Origin of the sequence: Pseudovibrio sp. W74 (assembly GCF_001623085.1) — a bacterium.
Taxonomy (GTDB): domain Bacteria; phylum Pseudomonadota; class Alphaproteobacteria; order Rhizobiales; family Stappiaceae; genus Pseudovibrio.
On sequence record NZ_LMCJ01000008.1, the window covers coordinates 161,167 to 185,416 of the forward strand.

The 24,250-nt window shown below is 49.8% G+C and carries 20 protein-coding genes; 9 read left to right on the forward strand and 11 right to left on the reverse strand.

Annotated elements, in window-relative coordinates; genetic code table 11:
- The 4 genes from alr to dctP form a co-directional block, all read right to left on the reverse strand.
- The coding region (alr, locus tag PsW74_RS07145) for an alanine racemase (RefSeq protein WP_208987879.1) at positions 1-1,137 on the reverse strand (1,137 nt) is incomplete at its 3' end.
- An 88-nt stretch (positions 1,138-1,225) separates the two neighbouring features.
- On the reverse strand, positions 1,226-2,515 hold the full coding sequence (locus tag PsW74_RS07150) for a TRAP transporter large permease (protein ID WP_057465183.1): 1,290 nt from the start codon (positions 2,513-2,515) through the stop codon (positions 1,226-1,228).
- Positions 2,512-3,126 carry a TRAP transporter small permease subunit gene (locus tag PsW74_RS07155; protein WP_063288603.1) on the reverse strand — a complete coding sequence of 205 codons (615 nt, stop codon included), beginning with the start codon at positions 3,124-3,126 and terminating at the stop codon, positions 2,512-2,514. Before PsW74_RS07155 ends, PsW74_RS07150 begins: the two co-directional genes overlap by 4 nt.
- A gap of 80 nt (positions 3,127-3,206) precedes the next feature.
- Entirely contained in the window at positions 3,207-4,199 is a 993-nt protein-coding gene (gene dctP / locus PsW74_RS07160; protein WP_063288602.1) for a TRAP transporter substrate-binding protein DctP, read from the reverse strand.
- Positions 4,200-4,365: 166 nt separating this feature from the next.
- Here dctP and PsW74_RS07165 point away from each other — a divergent pair, with 166 nt between their 5' ends.
- Positions 4,366-5,325 (forward strand): LysR family transcriptional regulator, encoded by a 960-nt coding sequence (locus PsW74_RS07165; protein WP_057465186.1) that lies wholly within the window; start codon positions 4,366-4,368, stop codon positions 5,323-5,325.
- 71 nt (positions 5,326-5,396) lie between these two features.
- Here PsW74_RS07165 and PsW74_RS07170 read toward each other — a convergent pair whose 3' ends face one another.
- The 6 genes from PsW74_RS07170 to PsW74_RS07195 form a co-directional block, all read right to left on the reverse strand.
- Entirely contained in the window at positions 5,397-6,566 is a 1,170-nt protein-coding gene (locus PsW74_RS07170) for an amidohydrolase (RefSeq protein WP_244271754.1), read from the reverse strand.
- A gap of 456 nt (positions 6,567-7,022) precedes the next feature.
- On the reverse strand, positions 7,023-8,027 hold the full coding sequence (locus PsW74_RS07175) for an EpsG family protein (protein ID WP_208987880.1): 1,005 nt from the start codon (positions 8,025-8,027) through the stop codon (positions 7,023-7,025).
- A gap of 50 nt (positions 8,028-8,077) precedes the next feature.
- On the reverse strand, positions 8,078-8,977 hold the full coding sequence (locus tag PsW74_RS07180) for an ATP-grasp fold amidoligase family protein (RefSeq protein ID WP_063288600.1): 900 nt from the start codon (positions 8,975-8,977) through the stop codon (positions 8,078-8,080).
- A 6-nt stretch (positions 8,978-8,983) separates the two neighbouring features.
- The gene (locus tag PsW74_RS07185; RefSeq protein ID WP_063288599.1) at positions 8,984-10,282 is read right to left on the reverse strand and encodes an oligosaccharide flippase family protein; all 1,299 of its coding nucleotides are present in this window, start codon (positions 10,280-10,282) and stop codon (positions 8,984-8,986) included.
- 81 nt (positions 10,283-10,363) lie between these two features.
- Positions 10,364-10,957, reverse strand: coding sequence for a polysaccharide biosynthesis/export family protein (locus PsW74_RS07190; protein ID WP_208987881.1), 594 nt, complete (start codon positions 10,955-10,957; stop codon positions 10,364-10,366).
- A 165-nt stretch (positions 10,958-11,122) separates the two neighbouring features.
- Positions 11,123-12,232 (reverse strand): glycosyltransferase family 4 protein, encoded by a 1,110-nt coding sequence (locus tag PsW74_RS07195; RefSeq protein WP_082830502.1) that lies wholly within the window; start codon positions 12,230-12,232, stop codon positions 11,123-11,125.
- A gap of 945 nt (positions 12,233-13,177) precedes the next feature.
- Here PsW74_RS07195 and PsW74_RS07200 point away from each other — a divergent pair.
- The 4 genes from PsW74_RS07200 to PsW74_RS07215 all read left to right on the forward strand — a co-directional run bounded on the left by PsW74_RS07200 (position 13,178) and on the right by PsW74_RS07215 (position 18,452).
- Positions 13,178-13,789: a sugar transferase gene (locus tag PsW74_RS07200; RefSeq protein WP_063288597.1), complete on the forward strand. Its 612-nt coding sequence runs from the start codon at positions 13,178-13,180 to the stop codon at positions 13,787-13,789.
- 255 nt (positions 13,790-14,044) lie between these two features.
- A complete protein-coding gene (locus tag PsW74_RS07205; RefSeq protein WP_063288596.1) occupies positions 14,045-15,295 on the forward strand; it encodes an outer membrane beta-barrel protein in 1,251 nt (416 codons plus the stop codon).
- Positions 15,296-15,300: 5 nt separating this feature from the next.
- Positions 15,301-17,514: a polysaccharide biosynthesis tyrosine autokinase gene (locus PsW74_RS07210; protein WP_063288595.1), complete on the forward strand. Its 2,214-nt coding sequence runs from the start codon at positions 15,301-15,303 to the stop codon at positions 17,512-17,514.
- Between the two features lie 245 nt (positions 17,515-17,759).
- Positions 17,760-18,452: a hypothetical protein gene (locus tag PsW74_RS07215; protein ID WP_208987882.1), complete on the forward strand. Its 693-nt coding sequence runs from the start codon at positions 17,760-17,762 to the stop codon at positions 18,450-18,452.
- 103 nt (positions 18,453-18,555) lie between these two features.
- Here PsW74_RS07215 and PsW74_RS07220 read toward each other — a convergent pair whose 3' ends face one another.
- On the reverse strand, positions 18,556-19,836 hold the full coding sequence (locus tag PsW74_RS07220) for a DsbA family protein (RefSeq protein ID WP_063288593.1): 1,281 nt from the start codon (positions 19,834-19,836) through the stop codon (positions 18,556-18,558).
- Positions 19,837-20,058: 222 nt separating this feature from the next.
- On the opposite strand from PsW74_RS07220, the gene PsW74_RS07225 reads away from it, so the two are divergent.
- The 4 genes from PsW74_RS07225 (at position 20,059) to PsW74_RS07240 (ending at position 24,170) form a co-directional block, all read left to right on the forward strand.
- Positions 20,059-20,871: an IclR family transcriptional regulator gene (locus PsW74_RS07225; protein ID WP_063288592.1), complete on the forward strand. Its 813-nt coding sequence runs from the start codon at positions 20,059-20,061 to the stop codon at positions 20,869-20,871.
- 22 nt (positions 20,872-20,893) lie between these two features.
- Positions 20,894-22,204 carry a selenium-binding protein SBP56-related protein gene (locus PsW74_RS07230; protein ID WP_063288591.1) on the forward strand — a complete coding sequence of 437 codons (1,311 nt, stop codon included), beginning with the start codon at positions 20,894-20,896 and terminating at the stop codon, positions 22,202-22,204.
- A 65-nt stretch (positions 22,205-22,269) separates the two neighbouring features.
- Positions 22,270-22,980 (forward strand): SCO family protein, encoded by a 711-nt coding sequence (locus tag PsW74_RS07235; protein ID WP_063288590.1) that lies wholly within the window; start codon positions 22,270-22,272, stop codon positions 22,978-22,980.
- Positions 22,980-24,170, forward strand: a complete 1,191-nt coding sequence (locus PsW74_RS07240; RefSeq protein WP_063288589.1) for a cytochrome c peroxidase — start codon at positions 22,980-22,982, stop codon at positions 24,168-24,170. Before PsW74_RS07235 ends, PsW74_RS07240 begins: the two co-directional genes overlap by 1 nt.
- Positions 24,171-24,250 lie beyond the last annotated feature (80 nt).

Genomic DNA, 24,250 nt, shown 5'->3' on the forward strand with positions numbered 1-24,250 from the left:
GAGCAACGTTTCTTTCTTCGATAAATCCTGAGTGTGTTTTACGACGCGCGGATTGCGTTGACCCCAATCTGTATAAAGATCAGCCATGATGGTGCCTGAGGATGCCTCTGCCATTTGAGTTGTGATTTCAGCAGATTGCTGGCTACCAAACACAACTACTTCCTCTCCCAATGCAACGCTGGTGAGATCTGACACATCCACGACAATGGTGTTCATGGAAATTTTCCCCAAAACGGGCTGTTTTCTGCCCTGAACAAGCACACTGCTTAGTCCTGCAAAGCGTCGCAGATATCCATTGGCGTATCCCAGTGATACAGTCGCAAGCCGCTTGTCTTCATTTAGCACCGTCGCACGGTCATAACCAATCGTGCTGCCAGCGGGGAATTCTCCAAGGCTTATTATTCTCGCCTTTAATGTCATGGTGGTCTTAAAGCCAAGCTCTGGCTTTACAATGCCGTACATCACCGCACCACAGCGCATCATGTCTGCGTAAGGGTTGCATGAGGAGACGAGTGTCAGCGTACTGCCGGCATGGACCAGCAGGTTCTCACGCAGCAAAGACGTATTGGTGACGACCCAATCCACATCCTTATGATAGCGCGCGATGCTCGCCTCAAGTTCCTCAGGTAGGTTTGAGGGAAAATGAGTGCTCACGCCTATGATGTGCGGTCCCAGCAAATCTACGATACGCTGGCATACCTCTTTGCCTTTTAGGGAGGAAAGCTCCAAGCCATCCCGAGACATTCCCCCTGCATTTAACGAGAGATGGTAGTTTGCAGGTGTACTGTCATTCCTGCGGACACTGGCAAGTTCCAATGCTCCCTCAAGACTGCCCACTTGCTCCTGAACCTGAAAAGGCAAAGCAGCTTCAGCCTCATCGCGCGTTGTTGCCCGCAACCGGAGCAAGTTACCTTTATAACCGGTGTCGCAAACAGCCTGCGCTTCTGCGTTTGACGTGATGCCGACGTAACGAACGTTGTTGCGCTGGATGATTGGCATGACGTTCGCGATACCGTGTCCATAGGCATCCGCTTTGACAACGGCACAAAACTTGGTTTTGTCGGGCAAAAGCCCGAGCGCAATCTTTAAATTCGCTTCAATTTGGGTGCACGAAATCTCGCACCAAGATGAATACATTGGTGTTGCCATCTTCATATATGCCGATGTGAAAGTAACAGTAGAGAGCTGCCTCAGCTCATTAGAGTGAGCTGAGGCTAAACTCTGATCAGCCGAACACCAGTTCTGGCAACCAAAGCGCAACCTGCGGAATAAAGGTCGTGATTACCAGCGTTGGCAGCCATGCGAATGCAATCATTATCAGCGTCGGCTTCATCATCTTGTTGACCGGGGCGTCCGTCACACGAGCCCCAAGATAAAGCAATGGTGCTGTTGGAGGCGTGATGTTTGCCATGCCCAGATTGACGCCAAGCACCGCTGCAAAGTGAACCGGTTCCATGCCAACACTTTGCACGATTGGCAGCAAGAGCGGCGCGGACAACAGCAAGCCGGAGATATCATCCATCAGCATGCCAATGAGGATCATGACCAGATTGACCATCAGCAAGATAATGATCGGGTTATCAGAAACTGAGTAAATCAGATCCTTTGCCATTGCCGGAATATTCTCAAACACCAGAAACTGGCTGACAATGAGCACCATAAGCACCATCATCATGACAACACCGATGGTTGTGCCGGCATAGCGCAGTGTTGGAAAAAAGTTCTCCCTATCAAGACCGCGATAGATAAAGAAGCCGATCGGAATTGCGTAGATCACAGCGACACCAGCTGCTTCTGTTGGCGTCATAACACCACCATAGATGCCACCCAGAATGATCACAGGCATCAAGAGCGCAGGCATAGCTTTGAAGCTTCTGGTGCGCAGCTCAAACGCGAACTTGCCTCCCACACGTTCGGTCTTCAGGTCCTTTACATTCCGTAGCATCACGAAGTTCACGATGCAGAGGAAACCGATGAGAATGACCCCTGGAATAACGGTTGCCAGAAAGCACTTGAGCACGGATTGCTGTGTGGTCCAGGCATAGAGAATTTGTGAGGAGCTTGGCGGAATGAGCAGACCCAAGGGACTAGCGCTCACGATCAGCGCCGCTGCCATGCCTTCTGGATAGTTGGCTTTGCGCAGATGCGGCATCATGATGGAGCCGATGCAGGTCAGCGTTGCAGCTGCTGAGCCGGAGATCGCTCCGAAGATGCCACTTGCAACAACCGCAGCTGCACTTAACCCACCACGGACGTTGCCCACCATAAGCTCAGCAAGGGACACCAAAGGTGCTGCTATCCGGCCTCGCTCCATAATTGCGCCAGCCAGGATGAACAATGGGATCGCAAGCAGGACCAGTGAGCTTACCTTCCAGTGCCCTGTTGGCATAAAGCCGCTGACGTCGTGCCCGCCAAAGAGCGCGATAAATAGCAGGACAGCGCCAAAGGACATCGGGACGCTGACGCCAATCACCAGCATGAGACAGATAAGAATAAGGCTTCCCAGAATAATCATAGTGCTGGCTCTTTTGTTTTTGTTGTCTCTGGCATGACCGGTGGAAGCGACACATCATCTTGCTGTTGCATACTTGGTTGTGCAGCAGATTTGGCTGGGCCGGTTTTGACGAGCACGATCAGATGCAGCAGGCTGTAGAAGGCCATGGTTGCAAAGCCGACCAGCATGGCAAGGCGTGGGACAAAGAACGGAATTCGAAGGGCAATTGTTGCACGCCACCGGGGATAGCTGTCGATCTCATCAATGATCATGAGTGTGGACCAGTAAACCAGTGCCATCGCAATGATGAACTCAATCGAACCAATAACGACGGCCCGTACATGTGCTTTGCGTGGATCCTTGATCACATAGGTCAGCAAGTCTGCATTCACATGAGAGCCATCGTAGGTTCCCATTGCAGCGCCTGCGAAATACATCCAGAAACAGATAATCAGCAGCCACTCTTCATAGGCAAACAGGTCTGAGCCAAATCCATAGCGAAAGATCACCACGAGGAAGAACGTGCCAGCCATGATGATGCAGCCGATGGCAAGCAACCAGGATTTGATCGTTACCAGGCGGTCGACAAATCGAGACCAGCCTGGTGAGAGGTGTTGTGAGAGTTCAGACATGAATGCTCATAGTTCTGGCTTAACTTCAGGAAAAGGAACGGGCAGCAACAGACCACCCGTGCGCATAAGTATCTTTGTGCTTATTTATCTGCCATCAGAGCATCGATGGTGTCTTTGCCAACGATTTCAGAGATTTGTGGCCATACGTCCGCACGCACTTTCTCAGCGATAGCAGCACGGTCCTCATCAGATATTGTCACAACCTGATAACCGCTTTCCTGAAGCTTTGTGACGTATTGTGCCTCGTTGTTTCGGCCCCAGGCGGCATAATCACGTGCGGCTTTGTCAAAAGCTGACTGGACAGCTGACTGCTGCTCTTGGGAGAGTTTGTCCCACGTGCGGCTGGAGGCGTAGTAGGTGGTGTTTTCGACTACAGCGTTGTATGGGATGAAGGCCTTGCCAACATCAGAGGTTGCAAATGCGCTGTAAGCCAACTGTGCAGTACAGCAGATCGCTCCATCAACCGTACCCGCCTGAATGGCAGGAAAGACTTCGCCCCAGTTCATTGTGGTGGCTTTAAACCCGATTGATTCAACGGTCGCTTTGATGACCTGAGAGCTCCAGACACGAATGTTCATGCCTTTGTCGCCTGTGTTGCCTGCATTGTCAGGCACATCATTTGCTACAACACCGATGAACCCTTCTGGTGCGTTCGCCAGAAGCTTGAGACCCAAGCCGTCAAGACGCTCAGCAAAGATTTTATTGAAGGCAGAGCCCTTGTTCAGATAGACTTTTTCGGCTTCATCCCAGCTGCTCACAAGGTATGGCAGAGAGTTGATTTCCAGAACCGGATCACTGTGCGCATACACCACGGAATGCACCAGATCTACGTTTCCACGTGCAGCAGCTTCAAACAGTTCTTCGCCCGCACCGAGCTGGCCTGCCGGGAACACAGTTACTTTCAAATCAACATTGGCAGCTTCAATATCAGTCTTGATTTGCTCCAGCAGTGTGTTGCCGTAGTGCTCAACTGGCACAACACCGGCAAGCTTCAAGGTGGTTGCAGCAGAAACGCCGCTTGTCAGGCCGATTGTCAGCGCAGTTGCAACTGCTAATTTTGTGAAATTGGTCAAGTGTCTCTCCTCCGGAAAATCGTTTTTTGCGTATGCCGAGTGCTGGTTGTGTGCGCTACCCCTTTTTGCTGCAACTAACAACCTACGCATAAATTCATAGGACCAAGAGTAGACGCATTAAGCAAGTTCATATATTTAATGTAGATATAAATTTGAGTAATATCATATGAATCGAACCTCTCTTGAACGCTTCTGTCGAAACCTCGATTGGAACTTGCTTTATACCTTTCTCATCATTGTTGAAGAGAAAGGGGTTACCAAAGCAGCAAAGCGACTTTTGCTGACACAGCCAGCCATTACCAATGCCTTGAAACGGTTGGAAAATCAGTTTGATTGCATGCTGATAGACCGTAATGCAGGTGAGTTCTCACTGACCAAAGCCGGGCAGCTTCTCTATGAGGAATGTCTTGAGATTTATAGCGGTGTGTCGCGCATTGCAGCAGTCCTGAAAGACGTGCGCGAGGACGTGACCGGACACGTTTCCATCGCAACAGCAACCCATGCCGAGTCGCCTGTGATTGATGCAGCTTTTGTTCGTTTTCACAGGACGCACCCAAAGGCGACGCTCTCAATCAAGGTTGCAACAAGTGGTGATGTGGTGACGCAGGTGAAGCGCAAAACGGCGTCTTGCGGAATAGGCCTCACCACGGCTCGTCAACCTGGCCTGACCTATGAGGTTATCTACCGTGAGAGATTTGCGCTTTATTGTGGTCGCCTCAGCCCGCTGTTTGGGCGTGATGATATTCGCAAGGAAGAGCTTGCCCACGAGCCCTATGTGACTTTCCCCACTGATGAACCCGGCGGAGAAATGAGTGAGTTTGCCATGGCACGCAACAAGCTGGGCATTGAGCATTCCCCTGTTGGCCGGTCCTATCATTTGGAAGAGTTGCGCCGATTGATCGAGATTGGCGTCGGCGTCGGCCCATTTCCGGTCCATGTGGCCCGGCCTTATGTCGAGGCGAAGCGCTTATGGCGCATTACCGACTTTGCAGACCTGCCGGTCTACGACATTGCACTCATTACGAACTCAAAGACCCGGCACAATGCAGCGGAGGCAGCGTTTATTGAAATCTTGCGGGATGAAATCAAAAAAGTGCCTTTGGAAGACAGAAGTTATCTGAATTAGGCCTGACCACTGGGGGTAAAACGAATGCCCCATCTCTGGGAGAGATGGGACTACAAGCTCGTCGGTGAGCTTTAATCAGCAAGACCCAAAAGCTGATCAATGATCGTAACGAACAGGTCTGCTCCGATCGGGATCAGCTCATCCGGGAAGTCATAGTCAGGATTGTGGAGCTGAGGCTGCGCTTCTCCAGAGCCCAAAAAGAACATGGCAGACTTTGCGCCATCCAATCCAAATCGGCCAAAATCTTCTGACCACCGCATCGGATAATCCAGTTCCTTCAATGGGGTGCCGATCCGCTTCGCTGCCTGAATAATCTGGTCACGGCTTTCTGGGTGATTGACACAAGCAAGGAAAATATCATGCCATGTGATGGCAACATCCAGATCAGGAGTTGCCTGCGTTACAGCTTCTTGTGCCCGGTCAATCATATCTTCCATCAATGCATCACTGATGGACCGCAATGTGACACGCAGCTCTCCAAACCCGGGTGCAATCCCAAACGTTGGCTCCCCTAAACGGGCATGTGTTAGTGTGCTGAGTGTGAATTGATCATTCATTTCCCCGCCGACACCCAGCTTCGCGAGCTGCTCCATCAACACAGAGATTGCCGAGGCCGGAGAAAAACCATCTTCCGGTGCAGCTGCATGAGAACTCTTTCCGCGCAGGTTGATCTGCATTCCGCGAGATGCGCAATTGGCATACTCCCGGCAGATGCTGACTTCTCCCATGGGGCGTCCCGGTAAGTTATGCAGTGAGAAGGCGAAATCGGGTCGGAACTCTGCGAAGTTCGGATCTTCAATCACAGCCGCCGCCCCTGCTCCAGTCTCTTCAGCTGGCTGGAACATCAACACGACACGCCCTTGCTTCGGGCGTCGTGCGGACAGCAAATGTGCTACGCCAAGAACCATCGTCATGTGCCCGTCATGCCCACACAGGTGGCCACGGTCCGGGATTTGTGAGCGATAAGGAACCTCAGAGATCTCCTCAATCGGCAACCCATCCAGCTCACACCGGATCATCACAGTTGGCCCATCTGCAGCGCCACGATACTCAGCAATCACCCCAAAACCGCCAAGCCCGGAAACAATATGATCAGCCCCAATCCGCTCGAGTTGCCCGACAATAAAGCGACCAGTTTGCTCTTCTTCACCAGAAGCTTCCGGCGCTTTATGCAGTGTTTGCCGAACATCTGTCAGATGACCAATTTGTTCAGCAGTCAATTTGAACTGGATCGTGTCCAAAATATAAGTCTCCACACTTGTAGTCAGATGCGCGCACAAAACCAGACTAAGCATCCCGGCCCGCTCAGATCAATCGGCAGGCCGCTTTTTCCAACGCAATCAAAAACTTGAAGGATTAGCCAACCAGGTTGGAAGGCATCTGTAACAGTTTGCGATGTGAACGCGAACGCGGGTCCAAGTTCTTACAGGCCCTTTGCCCTCTTCTCTCGCCAAAATCGCAAGCGCGTAAGCTCATGGCAAATACAAATGAATTATATCGGTATTCGGTGCTGTTATGGCGTGCTTATTGAAGGCCTATTTTTTGTCAGACCAACCATCTCGGATAGATCTGTGTCGCTCTTCACAAGGCTGTTTTAAACTTCGGGATGCCATTGTGATACGGTCAGTTTCCATTTATCTGTCAGTCGCTTGACGACAAAAGATAAGTACCAACCGTATTTATGTAGTTAGGCACACTCAGAATTGAGCCATTTTATAAGGCACCCAAAAATCTGCCAGTTCACTTGTGTAGAGCCAATAGAACTGCGTCAGAAACAGATAGGCGCAAATAAGAGCTGCTGCAGTGAAACGCAAAGCGTATCCGCGTATTTGAGAGATGATTATTGGGTAGAACAGAATTTGGACTGGGAGGAAGTATTTTCCGATCCTATCAACGATTACAGCTGAGGGAAGCATCGGCAATAGTAGAAGTGAAAATACGGCAATCCATGCCATCAAGTTCATAACCTTGTCGAACTTTTGGGGAAGTTTCACGTTTTTTCTGATAAGTAGGAAACCAGCCGCAGGCAAAGCGTTAAATAGTAACCTTATCAGCGCGCCTCGAGATCCGGCAGACGTTTCAACATAACGCAAAACGTAGACACCGATACGATCTGCCAACAAGAACTCCACTAGGAGCGCACAGATGGCCAATATCGCTGGATATAGCAAGATTCGATTTTTTTGCGCGAGTACGAGCCAAAATATCAGGCACATAATCGCGGTTCGATGAAATAATGCTCCCATCAAAATGCAGACTACGAATGTCCACACACGATCTCGCGCCAGAAATGCAAGTCCAATCAATATGAATCCGAGCGCAGTGGTTTGACGCACGTGATCCATTGCCATGATCGTCACGATGTGCGGCATCGCAACTGCAACTGCTACCCAAGGATAAGGCGTTAGAGCAGCGAACATTACTAGTCCAACAACCAGAACTACTGCGCAAAAGAAAAAGACACCAGTGATGCCCAACCCCATCTGATGGGAGAGCCAATTCAAAAAACCGTAACCGGCATCTGTAAAGGCCATTGCTTGCATAAAAGGTAGTTCAGTTATCAATTTGAAGATGTAGTTGTACTGTATCCAGTCTTTTCCAACCTCAAAACGAAAACCTATAAAAACGCTCAAGGCAATCGCAAAGGACGCCAGCAAAGCCCAGCTTACGACAGATGTGCGTCTGTCAAAAACGGACAACATACTACCTGAATACACAACCCCACTTATGATGACGTATGGCCACATAGGTCTTATGCCTTTCGCTTTTGCATTCCGGCTGTCTGGTCAGCAGTAAAGCTGACTTTCCTGATTTGCCTTCCCAACTGAGCATCTCCTTCTGCTGGAGAAAAACGCTCAGCGCCATTTCCAGGGAAGAACGTCATCTCACCGAGTTTGAGACCTGCTGGCATGAAATAGAAATCGACGCGGACAAATCCGAAGCCTTTTGACAGCTGACGTGCTGCCTCAAGGGCATGATCAAGTAAGGCTGGCTTGCGCATTGGGATCGGATTGCGCTCATAGCACATTGAGTAAGGGAGAAGCTGCCAACTCGTATCATACAGTTGGCGCGTGTGATGGGTGTACCGGCCATGATCGACCTGAACAGCAAAAGGCTCCCCATCTGCACAAAAGAACTTGAAGTCCTTAGGTGGGTTGCCTGTTTCATCACGTAGTAAAGGCTCTACGATAATCCGTTTGCTAAGTCCTTTGTAGTTAGGTTCACGGCTGCGCTTGTAATAATCCTCTGAGAACCAACTACGGAAAATCTCCAAGTCTTCCATAGAGAAGGCTCGACCGTTCTGGGCAGTCCTGATTAAAGCTTCACCACTGCCATGGGTGGACTTGGCAATAAGCTCACCTTCGAAATGAAACGCTTCAATATCCCAAGTATTTTTAAATACGCCGAGCGTTGGTACAATCAAATGCTCCATACCAATCTCAGCGAGCCATTTTTTGACTTCGGCCTTGTCGGTCACCCGACTTGCGAGTGCAAGATCCCCCCGAAAATCCCATTTTTGTGCAAGGATATGCTCGTTAAAACTGCGTGGTTTCCGCGGGTTCGGGAAATATCCCAAGCGTTTCCGTGCGTTTAAGACAGAAAGTGCGTTATCCCAGAAATGTCCGGTTGGAAGGAAGTTTTGTAGCTTCATGAGCTGTCACTCCTGGTCACGAGGTGAGAGTGTTAGATAAGAAAGTCGCCACACTCCGCAAGCTAACCAGCGAAGGCCCAGTGACCATGAAAGAATGGCTGCAGAGGATGCAATCGCTGCACCGTTGATGCCCAGGTACGGGATCAACGTCACGTTTGCAGCAACGGAGAAAACACCCGATGCAAAGAAGATCCATGCTGTGCGCTTCTGGTGTCCTTGCATATAAAGCGCTTGCATAGTTGCTCCGTTTGCGGCCACAGCCAGATTAGCAGCGCAAAGGATGAGCATCACCGGATAGGCTGCCAGATATTCTGGCCCTGCTAACAAGGTGATAATTTCGTCTCCCCAGACTGCGAGTGCCACGAGAGCAAACAGGCCAAAGGCGATTGAGAAGAGAACACTTTTGCGAAGGTATCCTGAGATTTTCGAGGGAGCTGCCGATCTGTCTGCTGTCGCAAGATAGGGCGCGTAAAGATGACCAATGGCTTGCACGCCGAATGTGACAAGCACTGATGCCTGAGCGGCGATGCGGTAGATTCCAGCTTCTTTTTCTCCGGCAAGCACACCCAGAAGTATCGTGTCGATCTGCCGATTGAAGATCAGAAGTCCAGTCACAATTGCAAAGGGAGCGACGAGGTGTAGCCATTCACGGCCACCCATACGGTCTTCTTTTGGGACCGGTAGCAGGTTGCCAAGATATGGGCGGGAAAGTACCAGGCTCACTACTGTGATCGCGATTGCGGCTGCGATGTAGACTGCAACAGCAAACCTCCAGCCTTGTGCCTGCATTTGCTCTGTCAATAAAAATGCAGTTGCCAGGACGAGCAGTGGCACAAGTACGGTTCCGACAAGGATTGCTGCATTAGGCCGGAAGCAGCCGCGCAGAACCCCCTCCATCAAGCCTGTGAGGCACAGGAACGGCAGAGCTAGAGAGAAGAGTGCTACACTTACAACAAAGGCATTGATGTTTTCACTTAGTGCAACAGCTGTCCAAAGGCACACCATTGGCACGCCTGCATAAAGAAGCGACAAGCGCAGTCCTGTTGCCAGGAGAGGTCCTGCCTGCTCTGCTCCGCTGCGTTCTCGGGCAATGGCCACGTGCTTGGTGATCAACGTGGATGCACCGTTTTTAATCGGGATTGCCAGCAACATTATTGTTGCGAGCCCGAACGCAAAGACACCAAAAGCTGAAGGTCCAAGTATTCGTGCCAGATAAATTGTCATGGCAGCACCTGCCAAGGCCTCAGTGCCTTTGAGGGCCAGCACCTTGATGCCAGCCTGATGTCTGAGCAGGCGAGCGATCATAGCAGTGGTTCCTTTTCAGAACACCTGAACCGTCTTGGCTTAGGAGCCAGTCGCATGGTTTTCATTTTGGTTTGCACGGGCTTAGAAATATCTCTCTGGAATACGGATGCTATCACCAGGGCGCAGATATAGACGTGCACCTGTCAGGTTCACCGGCACTTCATAATTGCTGCCAACAGGCCGAATGAAGATGTTTGATGTATTCGCGCGATAAGAATATCCACCAGCAACAGCAATGGCGTCCTGAAGGGTCAGTCCGTTCTTATAGGAGTACTCTCCTGGCCGTGCGACTTCTCCCTGAATGAAGAACGGGCGTGAGCTTATAACTTCCAGGCTCACGCGCGGTTCTTTCAAATAGCCGTCTTTGAGTGCAGTGATGATGCGGGATTCCAGCTCTTTTACGCTGCTGTTGCCAGCTGGAATATCACCGATGAGAGGTAGATCGAGTTTTCCCTGATCATCGACAACAAACTCACCTGAAAGATCAGGCTCTCCAAACACCATGACACGCAGTTTGTCACTTGGACCAAGCCGATACACCTCAGGCTGTGAAAAGACACGGCCAGATGCCATCTGGCTTTGCGTGTTGTGTTCTGCGAACTCGCCCGAAGCGCAGCCCTGCAGAAGGCCAAGGATAATGAGACCTGTTAAGCCATTGAGCAGTTTTTGCTTCACACCAATTCCCTTTTCTTCTGTCTCAACTCTCTTTCATCCTGCGGCTGGCGTGGTTGCGAACCAATGCCGGACAAGAAAGAGTAAACCGATGATTTTACGTACCAAAGTTGATCTGGTATGGACTTTAAAGGCCTTCTGAAACGCTTACAGTACTGAGGTTTTGACCTAGGCCGTTGCCTGCAAAATAGAGGTGTAGTGGTCAACTACTATTCTCTCATCAAAGGTCTGTTCAGCCTTTTTGCGTGAGGCTTGACCCATCTCATTTATTTCGGTCTCACTCATCATAAGAAACTGCCGCATTGCAGTTTCAATTGATTGCGTGCTTCTTGGCTCACAGAGGAAGCCATTCTGGCCTTCGTCAACCACGTCCTTGCATCCGGGAATGGTCGTTGTGATGATGGGACGGCCCATAGCAGCGGCTTCAAGCAGCGATCTTGGTGTGCCTTCCCGGTAGTAGGAAGGAAGCACAACACAATCCGCGTCAGCGACAACCGGACGAACATCTTTTACTGAGCCCAGGTATTCAACGACCCCATCGGCTGTCAGTCTTTTCATATCGTCTTCACTTAATGCACCGGCCTTTCCGGAGCCTGACGGACCCAATAAGACGAAGCGGGCATCCGGAAAGTTGGGAGACAGAGAACGAGCTGCCTCGACAAACTCCATAACCCCCTTCTCGCGCAACATCCGCGCGACGAGTGTAAAAGTTCGGCGATGACTGGTGCCCGGAAGAGCCGTTGAATGGAAATTTGTAAGATCAACGCCTGACCCAGGCAAAAGGCAGGCTTGATCTTTTGAAATCAGGCCTGTTTTGATAAAGAAGGCAAGATCCTCAGGGTTTTGAAGGAAAACCCGTGGGCATCTGCGAAATGCAGATCGATAGAGCCCTTTGATCAGACGGGCGAACAGATCATCACGATCAAAGACACTGCCCATTCCTGTAATATTCGGGATAAACGGAACACCGAGCAGGCGCGCAGACAGAGCTCCGTAAATGTTGGGCTTAATTGTAAAGCCCAGTGCAGCATCGGGTCGATACCGTCGTGTAATGCCGAAAATCCGCAGGAGCAGCTTTAGTTCAGCGACAACCGAGGTTCCAGTGGCATCCATAGGGAGCTCTATGTATGTCACACCCATTTTCTTGAAATCTGGCGTGTAGTCATCGCGAGGGGCCGCTGCAATCAGCTCATGCCCTTCTCGCAGTAACTGCTCAATCAAAGTACGCCGGAAGTTGATTAGTTTAAAGCTGCTGTTGGCAACAAGAAGTATTCTCATTTGTCTTGTTCAATCAAGTAAACTAGGTATAACAACAAACCCACCTGCACTTACTGCTGCCCCCTCAGAGTGATTGAGCAACCCAAATACAAGTTGATTTCTGATCCATGCTGGCCTGCACTGCAGAGCCTGAGCACGATTGCTGTAAGTTTAAATTTTTACTGAACATTCCCAGTGAACACTTGACACCCAAAGCAACCTAGGACGTAAATATTTTACAAGAAGCGATTAAGTCAATTCAATAAAATGATTTTGTGAAGTATTGTGAGGATTACGCAAATTGAAATCTAACTTAATAAATTACCATTACCATTTCATTCTAATTATACTAAATTATCTACTATAACACAGCGTTTTTCTCTTAACATATCTCACGAATATTCTGAAAAACTGAGAGGATAGATTGAATTTTTCAAAACCAGTAGTCGTGCATGGGCAATCTAATTCCCATATTATTGAAGCGCAAAAACGTATGTTTTCCGCCAAAAAATACGTAGGATACAACTGGGCGGCATTTTATGGGAATTTTATGAAACATACTTCAATGCCGTTAAAGTATATATTAGTTAAAATTCTCGAATAATCGCAGATTAAAATAGCTAAACTATTATATGTATATTTATAAATTAAGTTATGTGACAATCTATATTTATCATATTGACTTTATTACTTGGAATCAAATACCTACCCCAATTGAAATCAGAATAGCATTGGTAAGAATTCTACGAAAACTCTAACTAATGCGATGCGTAGATCTGGTTTTCTGTTGCGTCATTCAGCAGGTGGTTGAGCTTTGCAGGGGATATAAGCAAAGCAAGACTGACATGCTGTATCGCAAACAGTTCGTGAGGTAGCTCTTCTGAGGGTGTTGGGGGCTTGCTCAAATTGAGACCATGACGGGATGAAGTATTTCTTTCCGTGAGCGACAGTAGTTAGAAGTGCACCATGATTAGAATATTCGATGTAGTCTTTAGTTTTGCTATCTTGCTGATTGTATCACCCATCATGATCTTAGTAGCTATCTTGGTACGCACCAGACTGGGCAGCCCAATCATTTTCAAGCAAGATCGTGCCGGACTAAATGGCGAAGTCTTCCAAATTTACAAGTTCCGGAGCATGACCGAGGAACGTGATGCATCTGGCAAACTTCTTCCGGACGATCAGCGACTAACTTTATTCGGTCGTATCTTGCGTGCAACAAGCATTGATGAGCTTCCAGGTTTCCTGAATGTTTTGAAGGGCGAAATGTCTGTTGTTGGGCCTCGTCCTCAACATGCTGGCTTTTTGAAGCACTATTCGAAGCGTCAAATGATGCGTCATTTTGTGAAACCAGGCATTACTGGCTGGGCACAGATCAACGGACGCAACAGCATCGATTGGGATTCCAGATTCGAGCTGGATGTCTGGTACGTCGAGAACAAGAGTTTTTGGCTCGATATGAAAATCATCTTTATGACCATGATCATCGTTCTGCGTAGAGAAGGCATTAGCGCTGCCGGGCACGCAACCATGCCAGAATTTCAGGGCAGCCAACTTTCAGTGTCGCAGAAGGACTGAACTTTGCGAGTGAAAAGAGTGGGTTATGTTCCGCTCTTTTCCTCGGTGGTGAGGTCAAAATCGTTCAAGCAACGCCCAGAACATGCAGGCGCACAGAACGTCACTTTCATCTCATTAGACACGACATAAACGCATCGAGCTAGCACGAGCCTCTCTCGTCGATTTAGGCACGTCACAGAACAAAAAACAGCAGCGGAAAATGAGTTCCAATCAAATGTGTAGCGTAAAGATATATCTGCTTTCCTTGGTGCTTACATGAATGGCGTGAAGTTCACTCTTGCAGCCTGCATGGCCGTCTCAGCTGTTGATGCTGCGACGGCTTCAGATCTTTCCAGCGCTCTCTTGCAAAACGGGGGCGGATATAGCCTGCGCTCTCACCCGGAATACAATGCTCAAGGTATTCGGCATGCAAACTGGGTTTTCATGCCATCCCTAACCTCTGGGCTCTCTTTCGATAGCAATCTTTATAAAACGAGAGATCATCAAGAAAGCAGCATGGTGGGCGTCTTTGCTCCAGCGCTTGCGATCAACTCAGACATGTCACGTCATCGCATTCACTTTGGCTTGTCCGGGCAACGTAAGCAGGTATTTTCCAATTCAGATGCCTCTACGTTGTCAGGACGCGCTTCAGCTGGAGCACAGCTTGAAGTCCTTAAAGACTTTGCACTGGACCTCGGCACAAGCATTGAATCCAAACAATATGGGTTGGGTGATGCGGATGGCGCTTCAGACGCAAAACACGGCGTAAGACGTGATGCTTACTCCGCGTCTGCCCGGGTTTCAAAGGTCTTCAATCGCCTGAGGTTCATTGGCGGCGGTTCTGTAAATCATTACAACTACCATGACGTTGAGGTCAAGGATGGCGGCACCATTGATCAAGACGCACGCGATGGCACACGATATAATCTGCTAGGCAAAATCAATTATGCCTTTTCGCCGGGGTTCAGCGCTTTTGTTAGCGCGGAATTTGATGTGCGCGACTGGAAGGCGACCGGTGCAGAAAATCGGGACTCAAATGGGTTTGAGTTTCTGACGGGACTAGAGCTGGATAAACGCGGCAATCTGCACGGCGCTGCTGGTATCGGGTATCTCAGACAGGATTATGATCTGGGCAGCCGCGGAGACATTTCAACCTATTCTTTCAATGTTGATGTTCAATGGATGCCCTCTCCGCTCCTGGTCGTAAACTTCGACGGGCGCCAAGCGGTGGAAGAGAGCTCACTGGACGGATATGTCAGCAAACTCACCTCAACCGCAAAAGTTTCAATGGATTACGAACTCCGACGGAACTTTGTCATTTCACCAATTTTCTCTTTCAAACGCGAGGACTTCGCAGGCACCAGCCGCCGCGACGATACGCTGCGTGCGAGACTGGAAACAAAACATCTCATCAACCGCAACCTGAAGTTCGGTGCCTACTATGACTTTGAGAGGCTCAAGTCTACTGAAGCTGCAAGCAGCTACAGCCGGCATCTGATAGGGATCAACGCAAGAGTAGAGTATTGAGATCCATGCAAAATTCCCTAGCATCGAATGCCACACCAGAAGACACAATCAATCTTCGACTGGTTTTTCAGTATTTGCGCAACTATTGGTCGCTGATCCTCGGTGTCACAGGCGTTGTCACCATCCTTGGCGTCACTCTTGCATTTTTTGCTGCGCCTAAATACACGGCCGTGACTTCTGTTTATATCGAGACACGCGCGGAAAATGTCGTTGATGTGAAAGCTATTCTCAGCGGGTTTGGCTCTGATAACAAACTATTGCAAAGCCAGATTGAAATCATCGGGTCAAATGGCGTTGCAAAGCGCGTTATCAATGATCACGACCTGGAAAACTCACCAGAGTTTCGACAAGTTCCTTCTTATCTGGCGGAATTGTTTGCAAAAATTACCGGGGAACCTCCTGCAACAACCAGTCTTGAGCAGCGGGTTCTCGACGGACTTCATGTTACTTTGAACCGTAACACAACTGTTGTTGACCTCTCCTATCAGGCAGGTACTCCAGAGATGGCAGCTCAGTTGGCAGATGGGTTTGCTGAGGCATATCTGGCTGACAAGCTGGCAACCAAATTTGATTCAATTCGCCAGGCAAGCGAGTGGTTGAGCATCCGGTTGGCCGAACTTGGCGTTAAGGTCCGCAGCTCTGAGCAAGCTGTTGAACAGTTCCGGAATGAGTTCAACCTGCAACTCGCAGGTAGCGGAACGATCAACGAAAAACAAGTCGCGACGCTGAACCAGCAACTCGTGTTTGCGCGCACTAAAACAGCTGAATCTCAGGCAAGGGTAGATCAGATTGAGAAAGTGCTTGTTCGCGGCGGTTCTACGTCTTCTTTTGCCGACGCAGCCCAATCAGCTGTGATTACCCAGCTGCGCGCTAAAGCTTCTGAAGTGGAACGTAAGGAAGCAGCTCTTACCGTAAAATACAGCCACAAACACCCGGCTGTTGTGAGTGTTCGCTCGCAGTTGACTGATCTTCGGGCGCAAATCGAGAAAGAACTGCAACGCATTGTGGACACAGCACAAAATGAGCTGGCCGTCGCACAACGACGTGAGGCTTCCATAGCAGGCAGCCTTGAAGAACTGCGTGATGTCACCAACACAGAAAACCATGCTCAGGTGTATTTGCGTGAGTTGGTACGAGAGGCAGCAGCAAACAGAACCCTCTATGAATCCTTCCTTGCTCGTTTGAAAGAAACTCAAGAATTTGAGAAAATGAACTCTGTCAGCAGCCGTATATTGAGTCCTGCAGAGATTCCAAACAACGCAAGCTTTCCTAACAAGAAGTTGTTCCTTCTCGTCTCTGCTGTTCTGGGTTTGATCATTGGCACCGCACTTGCTCTTCTCATTGAGCAGTTCGACAATACGCTGAAATCAAAAGAGGATGTTGAAAAGCGGATTAGCCTCCCCCTCTTCTCTCAGGTGCCTTTGATTGATGGCTGTGCACCTACCTCGAAACTGAAATCATTCCTTGGATTTTTTGCGAGTAAACATGCAAGTTCCGCACGAGGCGTTAAAAACAACGATGCATTAAATAATGTGATCACCCAGTTTGCATCGGCAAACCCACTGAGCCATTACGCGGAATCCATTCGCGAATTGCGATCACGGGTCAAATTCTCGCGTCTGGACAACCCGATCAAGACACTGCTGATTACCTCGGCCATTCCAGGAGAAGGTAAATCCACCATTTCACGCAATCTGGCTCACTACACTGCGAAGGCTGGAGAGCGGGTGCTGTTTATTGATGCCGATATGCGTCGTCAGATCTCGGCAGATGCGCCGGGAGATCTGAAAGAAAAGAGCCTTGCAGATGTCCTGACAGGAAAAGTGACCTTTGCTGAAGCTACCAAACATGAAGAAGGCTCAAACCTTTATTATTTGCCTGCTCCAAGTCACAGAGAACTCTGGGAGACAGCCGAACTGCTCTCTTCCAAAGCAATGAAAACACTGCTGGATGGAGCCAGTAAGTCTTTTGATCTGGTTATCATCGATAGTCCTCCAACATTACCACTGATTGACAGCCGTGTACTCTCTCATGTCGTTGACGCAACCGTGCTGGTTGCCTCATGGAACCATACGGACGGCGGTTTAGTTGAGCAGGCAAAAGACCTCCTGGATCAAACTCCAGGAAAGACGCTCGGAGTCATTTTGAACAATTTCGATGTGAGCAAAGCCAAACTCAACAAACACCAGGCGTCTTATGGATATGGCTATTATAAGTGATCGATTAGCCAGGATAGCCAAGTAAGTTCCACCCTCCATGGTCTAGCAGGACTGACCATGGAGGGTACTCTCAACTCTCCAGAAACACTGCGATATCGCTTCAAGTCCGCCCATTTTCCTGAGCCACGATTTATCAGTGCGTTACTATGTGATCTCTTGCCACTCTGACCTGCTACGCATTGCATCCCGGTTTATTTGTGATGTAGGAAGCTGAATGCTCGGCTCTTATGATCAGGGGATGCACCTTGTCTGAACAAATCGAAAATGCGGCCAGAAAACTGGCTGATCTCTTTGACACTTCCAGTCCTCTGTTTCCAACGGCCAGTGGATCACCTAAAGCTTTTGCGAATGGCTTAGAGGATGCCCAAAAACGTATGGAAGAGCGTTTTACTGCGTTATGCGAACTGGCTGGATTGCTGGATCGCGAGACTGATAAGAGCGAAGTGGCACAGGGAGCCGCGATTGATCTGTTCCAGTGCTCCGGCTTTTTCTATCTGGCATTGATGCAATACTCTGAAAACCTGCCGAATTCGCTGCTGATGGCGGGCTATGACATCTCGGTTGGCCGCATGCCTCCGGTTGTCTCAAAGGCGCTCAAGCACGTTTCCTTTACGATGAAGAGTGCTATTGCAGAGGACATCACCTTCATGTGCCCTCACCTTTCTAACCTCACCGAGAAGGATGAGTTTGAAGGACGAGCACAAGTGATTTTGGATAAAGTACTGGCACAAGCCATTGCCCGCACAGCTCATGCGGTCTCTTCACTGGAAGAAAACGAAAAACTCGACGGTTATGAGATCACTGAGGAAGACAATGCCCTGCGTGCGCGTTGTCAGACCTGTACCGGGTTGCTTACAAAACTCGTCAAGCATTCTGCTAACCCACGTGAGCATGCAGAACGCGTTAATACGTTTCAGGCATTCCTTGGTAACGCCTAAACGAGCCTGATTGATCAAGCCATGGGATCCTTCCGTATCCCGTGGCTGCCTTGGCAGTTCCACCAAGTTTTACCTTTCAAAGTACACATGATGGGAACGTCATCTAGTTTTCGACAGTTAGAGTGGCATCGCATATGGCGTCCTCTACCGCCCAAAGGCGGTCTTGCCCCCATATACCTGTGGCTCCAACTCGAAAGCTGGGCACGCCCCAAAGCCCGAGTTCTGTAAGTTCCTTGCGGTTTTGCTCTGTTCTAGCACGCCAATCTTCATTGTCGACGTCCAGACGTGCCTGCTGCCAATCCAGACCAGCATCTGCGAGGATGCGTGACAAGCCTTTATCTGTGCTTGCATCAACACCTTTCGCCCATACACCAGTCATAAAGGCGCTGCAAAACTTTCTAAGCCTGCCATTCTTCTCAGCAAACTCGAGCAGTGAATAACCTCGCTCGATTGCTGTTCCCAGTGGGTCGCAAATCCGGCCAAATGGAATGGCATGCAAGCGGGCTTCACGCGCGGCATCGGCCAAAATGTACTTCCGCTTCATAGGCGGTACTGGCAAGCCGCGCATGACCATGGGTAAGACGGGCCGAATGTTCAGCTTTACCCCCTGTCGATCAGCCAGGGCACATGTGCGATCAAATGCCAGATACGAGTACGGACTCCGGAACGAAAGGAAAAAATCGACCTCCATATGTGCTGGCGGTCTATGAGAATGTCGCCTTTGCGCTACAGCTGGCGCCAACTTGAAGGCTGAAGGCCCAAGTCCAAGTTCATGCAGGCGATCCTGGAGATAGTGTAGCCGGTCGATGCCCCAATACCATTCACCGCCATAATAAAAGGTCGCACCAAGATAGTGACCGTACTTTGCAAGGAGCGCATCACCGCAGGTTTTGGCTTGATCAACCTTGTCGCCCTCCACTGAAGATTGGAGTTTTTCTCCAGACCACAATTTAGTGCTTATTTCCAGCAGCTTACTCACGCATGCATCGTTGGCGAGTTCCTCTGCCATTAGCGTTTCAGCTTGACTGATTTGAGCTTCATCTGGGGCTTCAAAAGGCCTGCCTGTCAGGCCGTAATGTTTGGCAAGGAAGGCCGCATCCACTGAAGCATATGCTTCCAACGCTGTCCTTTCAGGTACGGCCCAATCAGGCGGGCCGGAGATCAAATGGATCTTCAGGGCGACTGCATAGTGCTGCTGAAAGTCGCCAAGTATTTGAAGTGTTGGGTGAGCGTATGGATCCGCAGCATGATGAAAATAGTGTACTTCATGCGCCTCACCTCGCCGGCTTCGTTGTTTTTCGTAGGAGGCCCGTTTTCGCTGCACTCTGGTTTCACTTGTAATGTATTCTGCAATTCTCGACTTTATTGCTGAGTGAAACGACATAGAGACGGCTCCTCCATCCAAGAGTGAGGGGCAACGTTAACCTGCTATTTCTTTTGCTGCAACGAGGCGTTTGATTGATGTCTGCAAACCTAGCGGACGTTCAATGACGCATATTCGTAATACGTAAGCTACAAAAAGGCGCCTTATCCCTGTCAAATTTCACGGATTGTCGGATAAACTTTTCTCAGAATACGCTTCAAACGTCCATATTGTGAGAATCTCATGCAGGAACGTTTGATACAGCTACTGGAATCTGTTGCTGGAGCCGCCAAGCCGGTCAGTGCGAACGATCTTGCGCAGATGACCAAACTTCCCAGAGCAACGATCTATCGGAATCTGTCGTCTCTGCTTCACTGCGGCTTTCTGGATGAGATTGAGGACGGCAAACGGTATGTTCTGGGTATCCGGTTTATCAAAATTGCCCTCACAGGAAAATCAGAGTCACATGTGATCAAAGCTGTCTCTGCTATGATCCACCGGCTGGTGATTGAACTTGGTGAGACGGCTTTTTTGGCACGGTATCGTGGTGGCCGTGTGGACCTTATCCATGTTGAGACTCCCAATGATCCATCCATATCTTATATTTACCCCGGCCTCGGGACCCGGCCTGTTCATGCTTGCTCCTCCGCCAAAGCCATTGCTGCTTTCATATTGCCCGAACTGCGAGATGAACTGCTGCGAACCGAACGCGTGCAATTTACGCAAGCCACTCTCATTGACAGTTCTGATATCGCTGCTGAGCTGGAGAACGTGCGGCGCGATGGCTTTGCGCTTTGTGATGGCGAGATTGATGACGGTGTCACCAGCATTGCCGTGCCCATTATGGTTGATCGACTTGGAGCACTCTTCAGCATGGGTGTTGTTGGCCCCCAAAACCGCATAAAGCCGCGACTTCACACGCATATTTTACCTGTACTCAAAGAAGAAAACATACGCGCCGCAGCTGCCATTCAGCACTGCTCAATTGTTGATGCCGAGAGGGCAAATTTGGAGGCTCTCTCCGGCGAGTTGGAGGCAACTCGAAATACTCATTAATTAATTTCTATGGGAGGATCTTATGAATAGAAGAGAATTTGGTGCACTGGTTGTTGCTGCTGCAGCGGCTGCCGGACCGTTTAGAGCTTTTGCTGATGAAACCTGTCAGTCACCTTATATGCCCAAGATTACCGGGCAGGAAGAATTCGTTTATGTCTGGACACTCGGCGTTGAGGGAATGGGCGATGAGCAAGATAAGCTTGTTACCATTGATCTGCGACCGGATTCGCCCATGCGAGGTCAGGTGATAAACAGTCTTTCTGTCGGCGGACGGAATGAAGCGCATCATGGTGGTTTTTCAGCAGATCGTCGCTATTTCTGGACTGGTGGTCTGGATACCAATCGCATCTTCATCTTCGACGTACACACCGATCCATCAAAACCATCCCTGCACAAAACCATCGAGACTTTTGTCAAGGATTCAGGGGGCGTTGTTGGGCCACACACATTCTTTGCCCTTCCCGGCAGCATGATGATCACCGGGCTTTCCAATGATGATGATCACGGTGGGCGTACGGCACTGGTTGAATACAACGATGCCGGCGACTACGTGGCGACTTATTGGATGCCAACCACCAGTGATATGCAAGGCGCCATTGCTGTAGGGGATGCTGTTGCGGACGGTTATGGTTATGACATTCGCGCGCTCATTCGCAAGAACATCATGTTGACCTCCTCCTTTACTGGCTGGTCAAACTACATGATGGATTTTGGCCAGATGCTGCAAGATACCGACGCGATGAAGCGGTTTGGCAATACGATCGTTCAATGGGATCTGCATACTCGTCAGCCGCGTAAGGTCTTCAACGTGCCGGGCGCTCCCCTGGAGATCCGCTTCCCATGGGGGCCGAATGCGAACTATGCATTCTCTACGACCGCTCTCACCTCCAAACTGTGGTTGATTTATGAGGACGACAGCGGAGAATGGCAGGCCAAAGATGTAGCGGACATCGGAAATCCAGCGGACATTCCTCTTCCCGTCGATATCTCCATAGCTGCTGATGATCAGACACTGTGGGTCAACAGCTTCATGGATGGCAAGACGCGGCTCTTTGATATTTCCGATCCGCATAACCCCTTTCAAATTTATGAGAAAACCATCGACAGTCAGGTCAACATGGTCAGCCAGAGCTGGGATGGGAAACGGGTCTACTTCAGCTCTTCCTTGCTGGCAAACTGGGACAAGAAGGGTGACGATGATGTGCAATATCTGCGCGCATACACCTGGGATGGGAAAGAGCTGATTGAGGACTTTGATATCGATTTTTACAAGCTCGGCCTTGGCCGTGCGCACATCATGCGTTTTGGCAGTTCTGAGCTGTACACCAGCTAGATCAAACTCGTTTTGGGGCAGCACGCGTGTTGCCCCATGCTTTTCCAACTCATTAGGTCTGATGCATGCGTGTATTGAAAAAGCTCCTCGTCTTCAGTGGTGTTGCAGCAACACTTCCAGCACTCTGGTATACCTTAATGGCCGGACAAGCTGCTCCCACTCGCCCATTTGCAGATGCCTTTACCCCTCATGAAGAGTTTCAGTTTGATCCTCCCAAGCCGGGCTCTTACACACTGAACCGGTTTAGGACGGCGCCAGATGGACAGGTTCTGGATGTAAATGGAAATACACATTCACTTGCAGCGCTGACCAGAGGCAAGATCAATCTGGTGAGCTTTGTCTATCTGATGTGCGGTGATGAGAATGGGTGTCCTATCGCCATGTCGACGCTCTTTGAAATTCACGATGCCAGCGAAAAGCTGCCCAGACTGCGAGAAGACGTTCAGCTGATCACTATCAGCTTTGACCCTGCCCGCGATACGGTTGAGGCCATCAACTCCTTTTCATACCCCCTTCAAATCGATGCGAATGCCGATCAAAAGCTGAAATGGCACGTGCTTACGAGTTCAGGCATGGCAGATCTGCAGCCTATTCTGGATGGTTTTGGCCAAGTCATTGATCGGTCGAATGATCAGGAGGTCATCAATCATCTTTTACGAATGTATCTGATTGATCGCGAAGGCGTTGTACGCAACGTTTATGGACTTGGAACCATCGACCCGAGGCTCCTGATCACTGATGTGGAGACGCTTCTACTGGAAGAAAGCAGGCCATAATGCGCCAGTGGTTTCTTACATGCCTGATTGGCAGTCTCATGTGTTGGGCAGATGACGCACAAGCACAATCACATTGCATAACAGACCCGGAAAACTGGTCTGCAGTGGCTTTGAAGCGGAGCCTTTCTACCCCGCTTGGACTTCCGCCCGTCCCCCATCCACATGACAACCCGCCGAGTGTCGCGAAGATTGAGTTGGGCCGGAAGTTGTTTTTCGATCGGCGTTTGTCGATCAATCGCACAATGTCTTGCGCCATGTGCCACGTTCCAGAACAAGGGTTCACCAACTGGGAACTGAGCACAGCCATTGGAGTTGAAGGGCGCAGTCTTAAGCGAAACTCACCAAGCATTTTGAATGTTGGCCACCTGAATGTCCTGTTCCACGATGGCCGGGATCATGCATTGGAGACACAGTTTATCGGTCCGTTAACTGCACTAAATGAAATGGCAAATCCGTCTGCAGGGCATGTTGTTGCTCTTTTGAGGGAGCTTGCGGACTATGCGCAGATGTTCGAGGATGCCTTCGAGGCTCAGGCGTCTCTCGACAGGATTGGGATGGCCCTTGGCGCGTATCAGAGGTCAGTCCTTGCGGGGAACAGTCCATTTGATCAATGGTACTTTGGTGGTGATGATACTGCTGTTAGTGCCGATGTTAAGCGTGGTTTTCAGGTTTTCACCGGCAAAGCAGGTTGCAGTGCTTGCCATCTGATCAAAGATGACTACGCCCTCTTTACGGATGAGCTTTTCCATGACACCGGATATGGTCAGATGCTTGAAGAGAAGCGCCAAAATCCCCCGACAAACATTCCTGTGCAAGTTGCCCCCGGAGTGGTGCATCAGATGGAGTTTTCAAAAATCCGATCTGTCAGCGCTGAACGCGAAGCCGATCTAGGACGCTATGAGGTAACAGAGGACCCAGTTGACAGATGGAGATTTCGCACGCCTTCACTGCGCAACCTCACAGTAACGCCGCCTTATATGCACGACGGCCATCTCAGTACGATTTCGCAGGTTATTGAGTTCTACGACCAAGGCGGATCACAACTGAGTGGTCAAGACCCACGCATCCGCCCGCTTGGTCTCACAGGAGTTGAAAAACAAGACCTCGAAGCCTTTCTGCAAAGCCTGACCTCTCCTGATCTCGACTGCCTGATAAGCGAAGCAAGAGTATTGCCACCTGATAATCACTAAGGCAGTAACCTAGGTCGATCCACTCAGACTTGCAGTGCGTGTTGTTATCTGGACTAGAGTGCTCCTCATCGCTCGCAAAC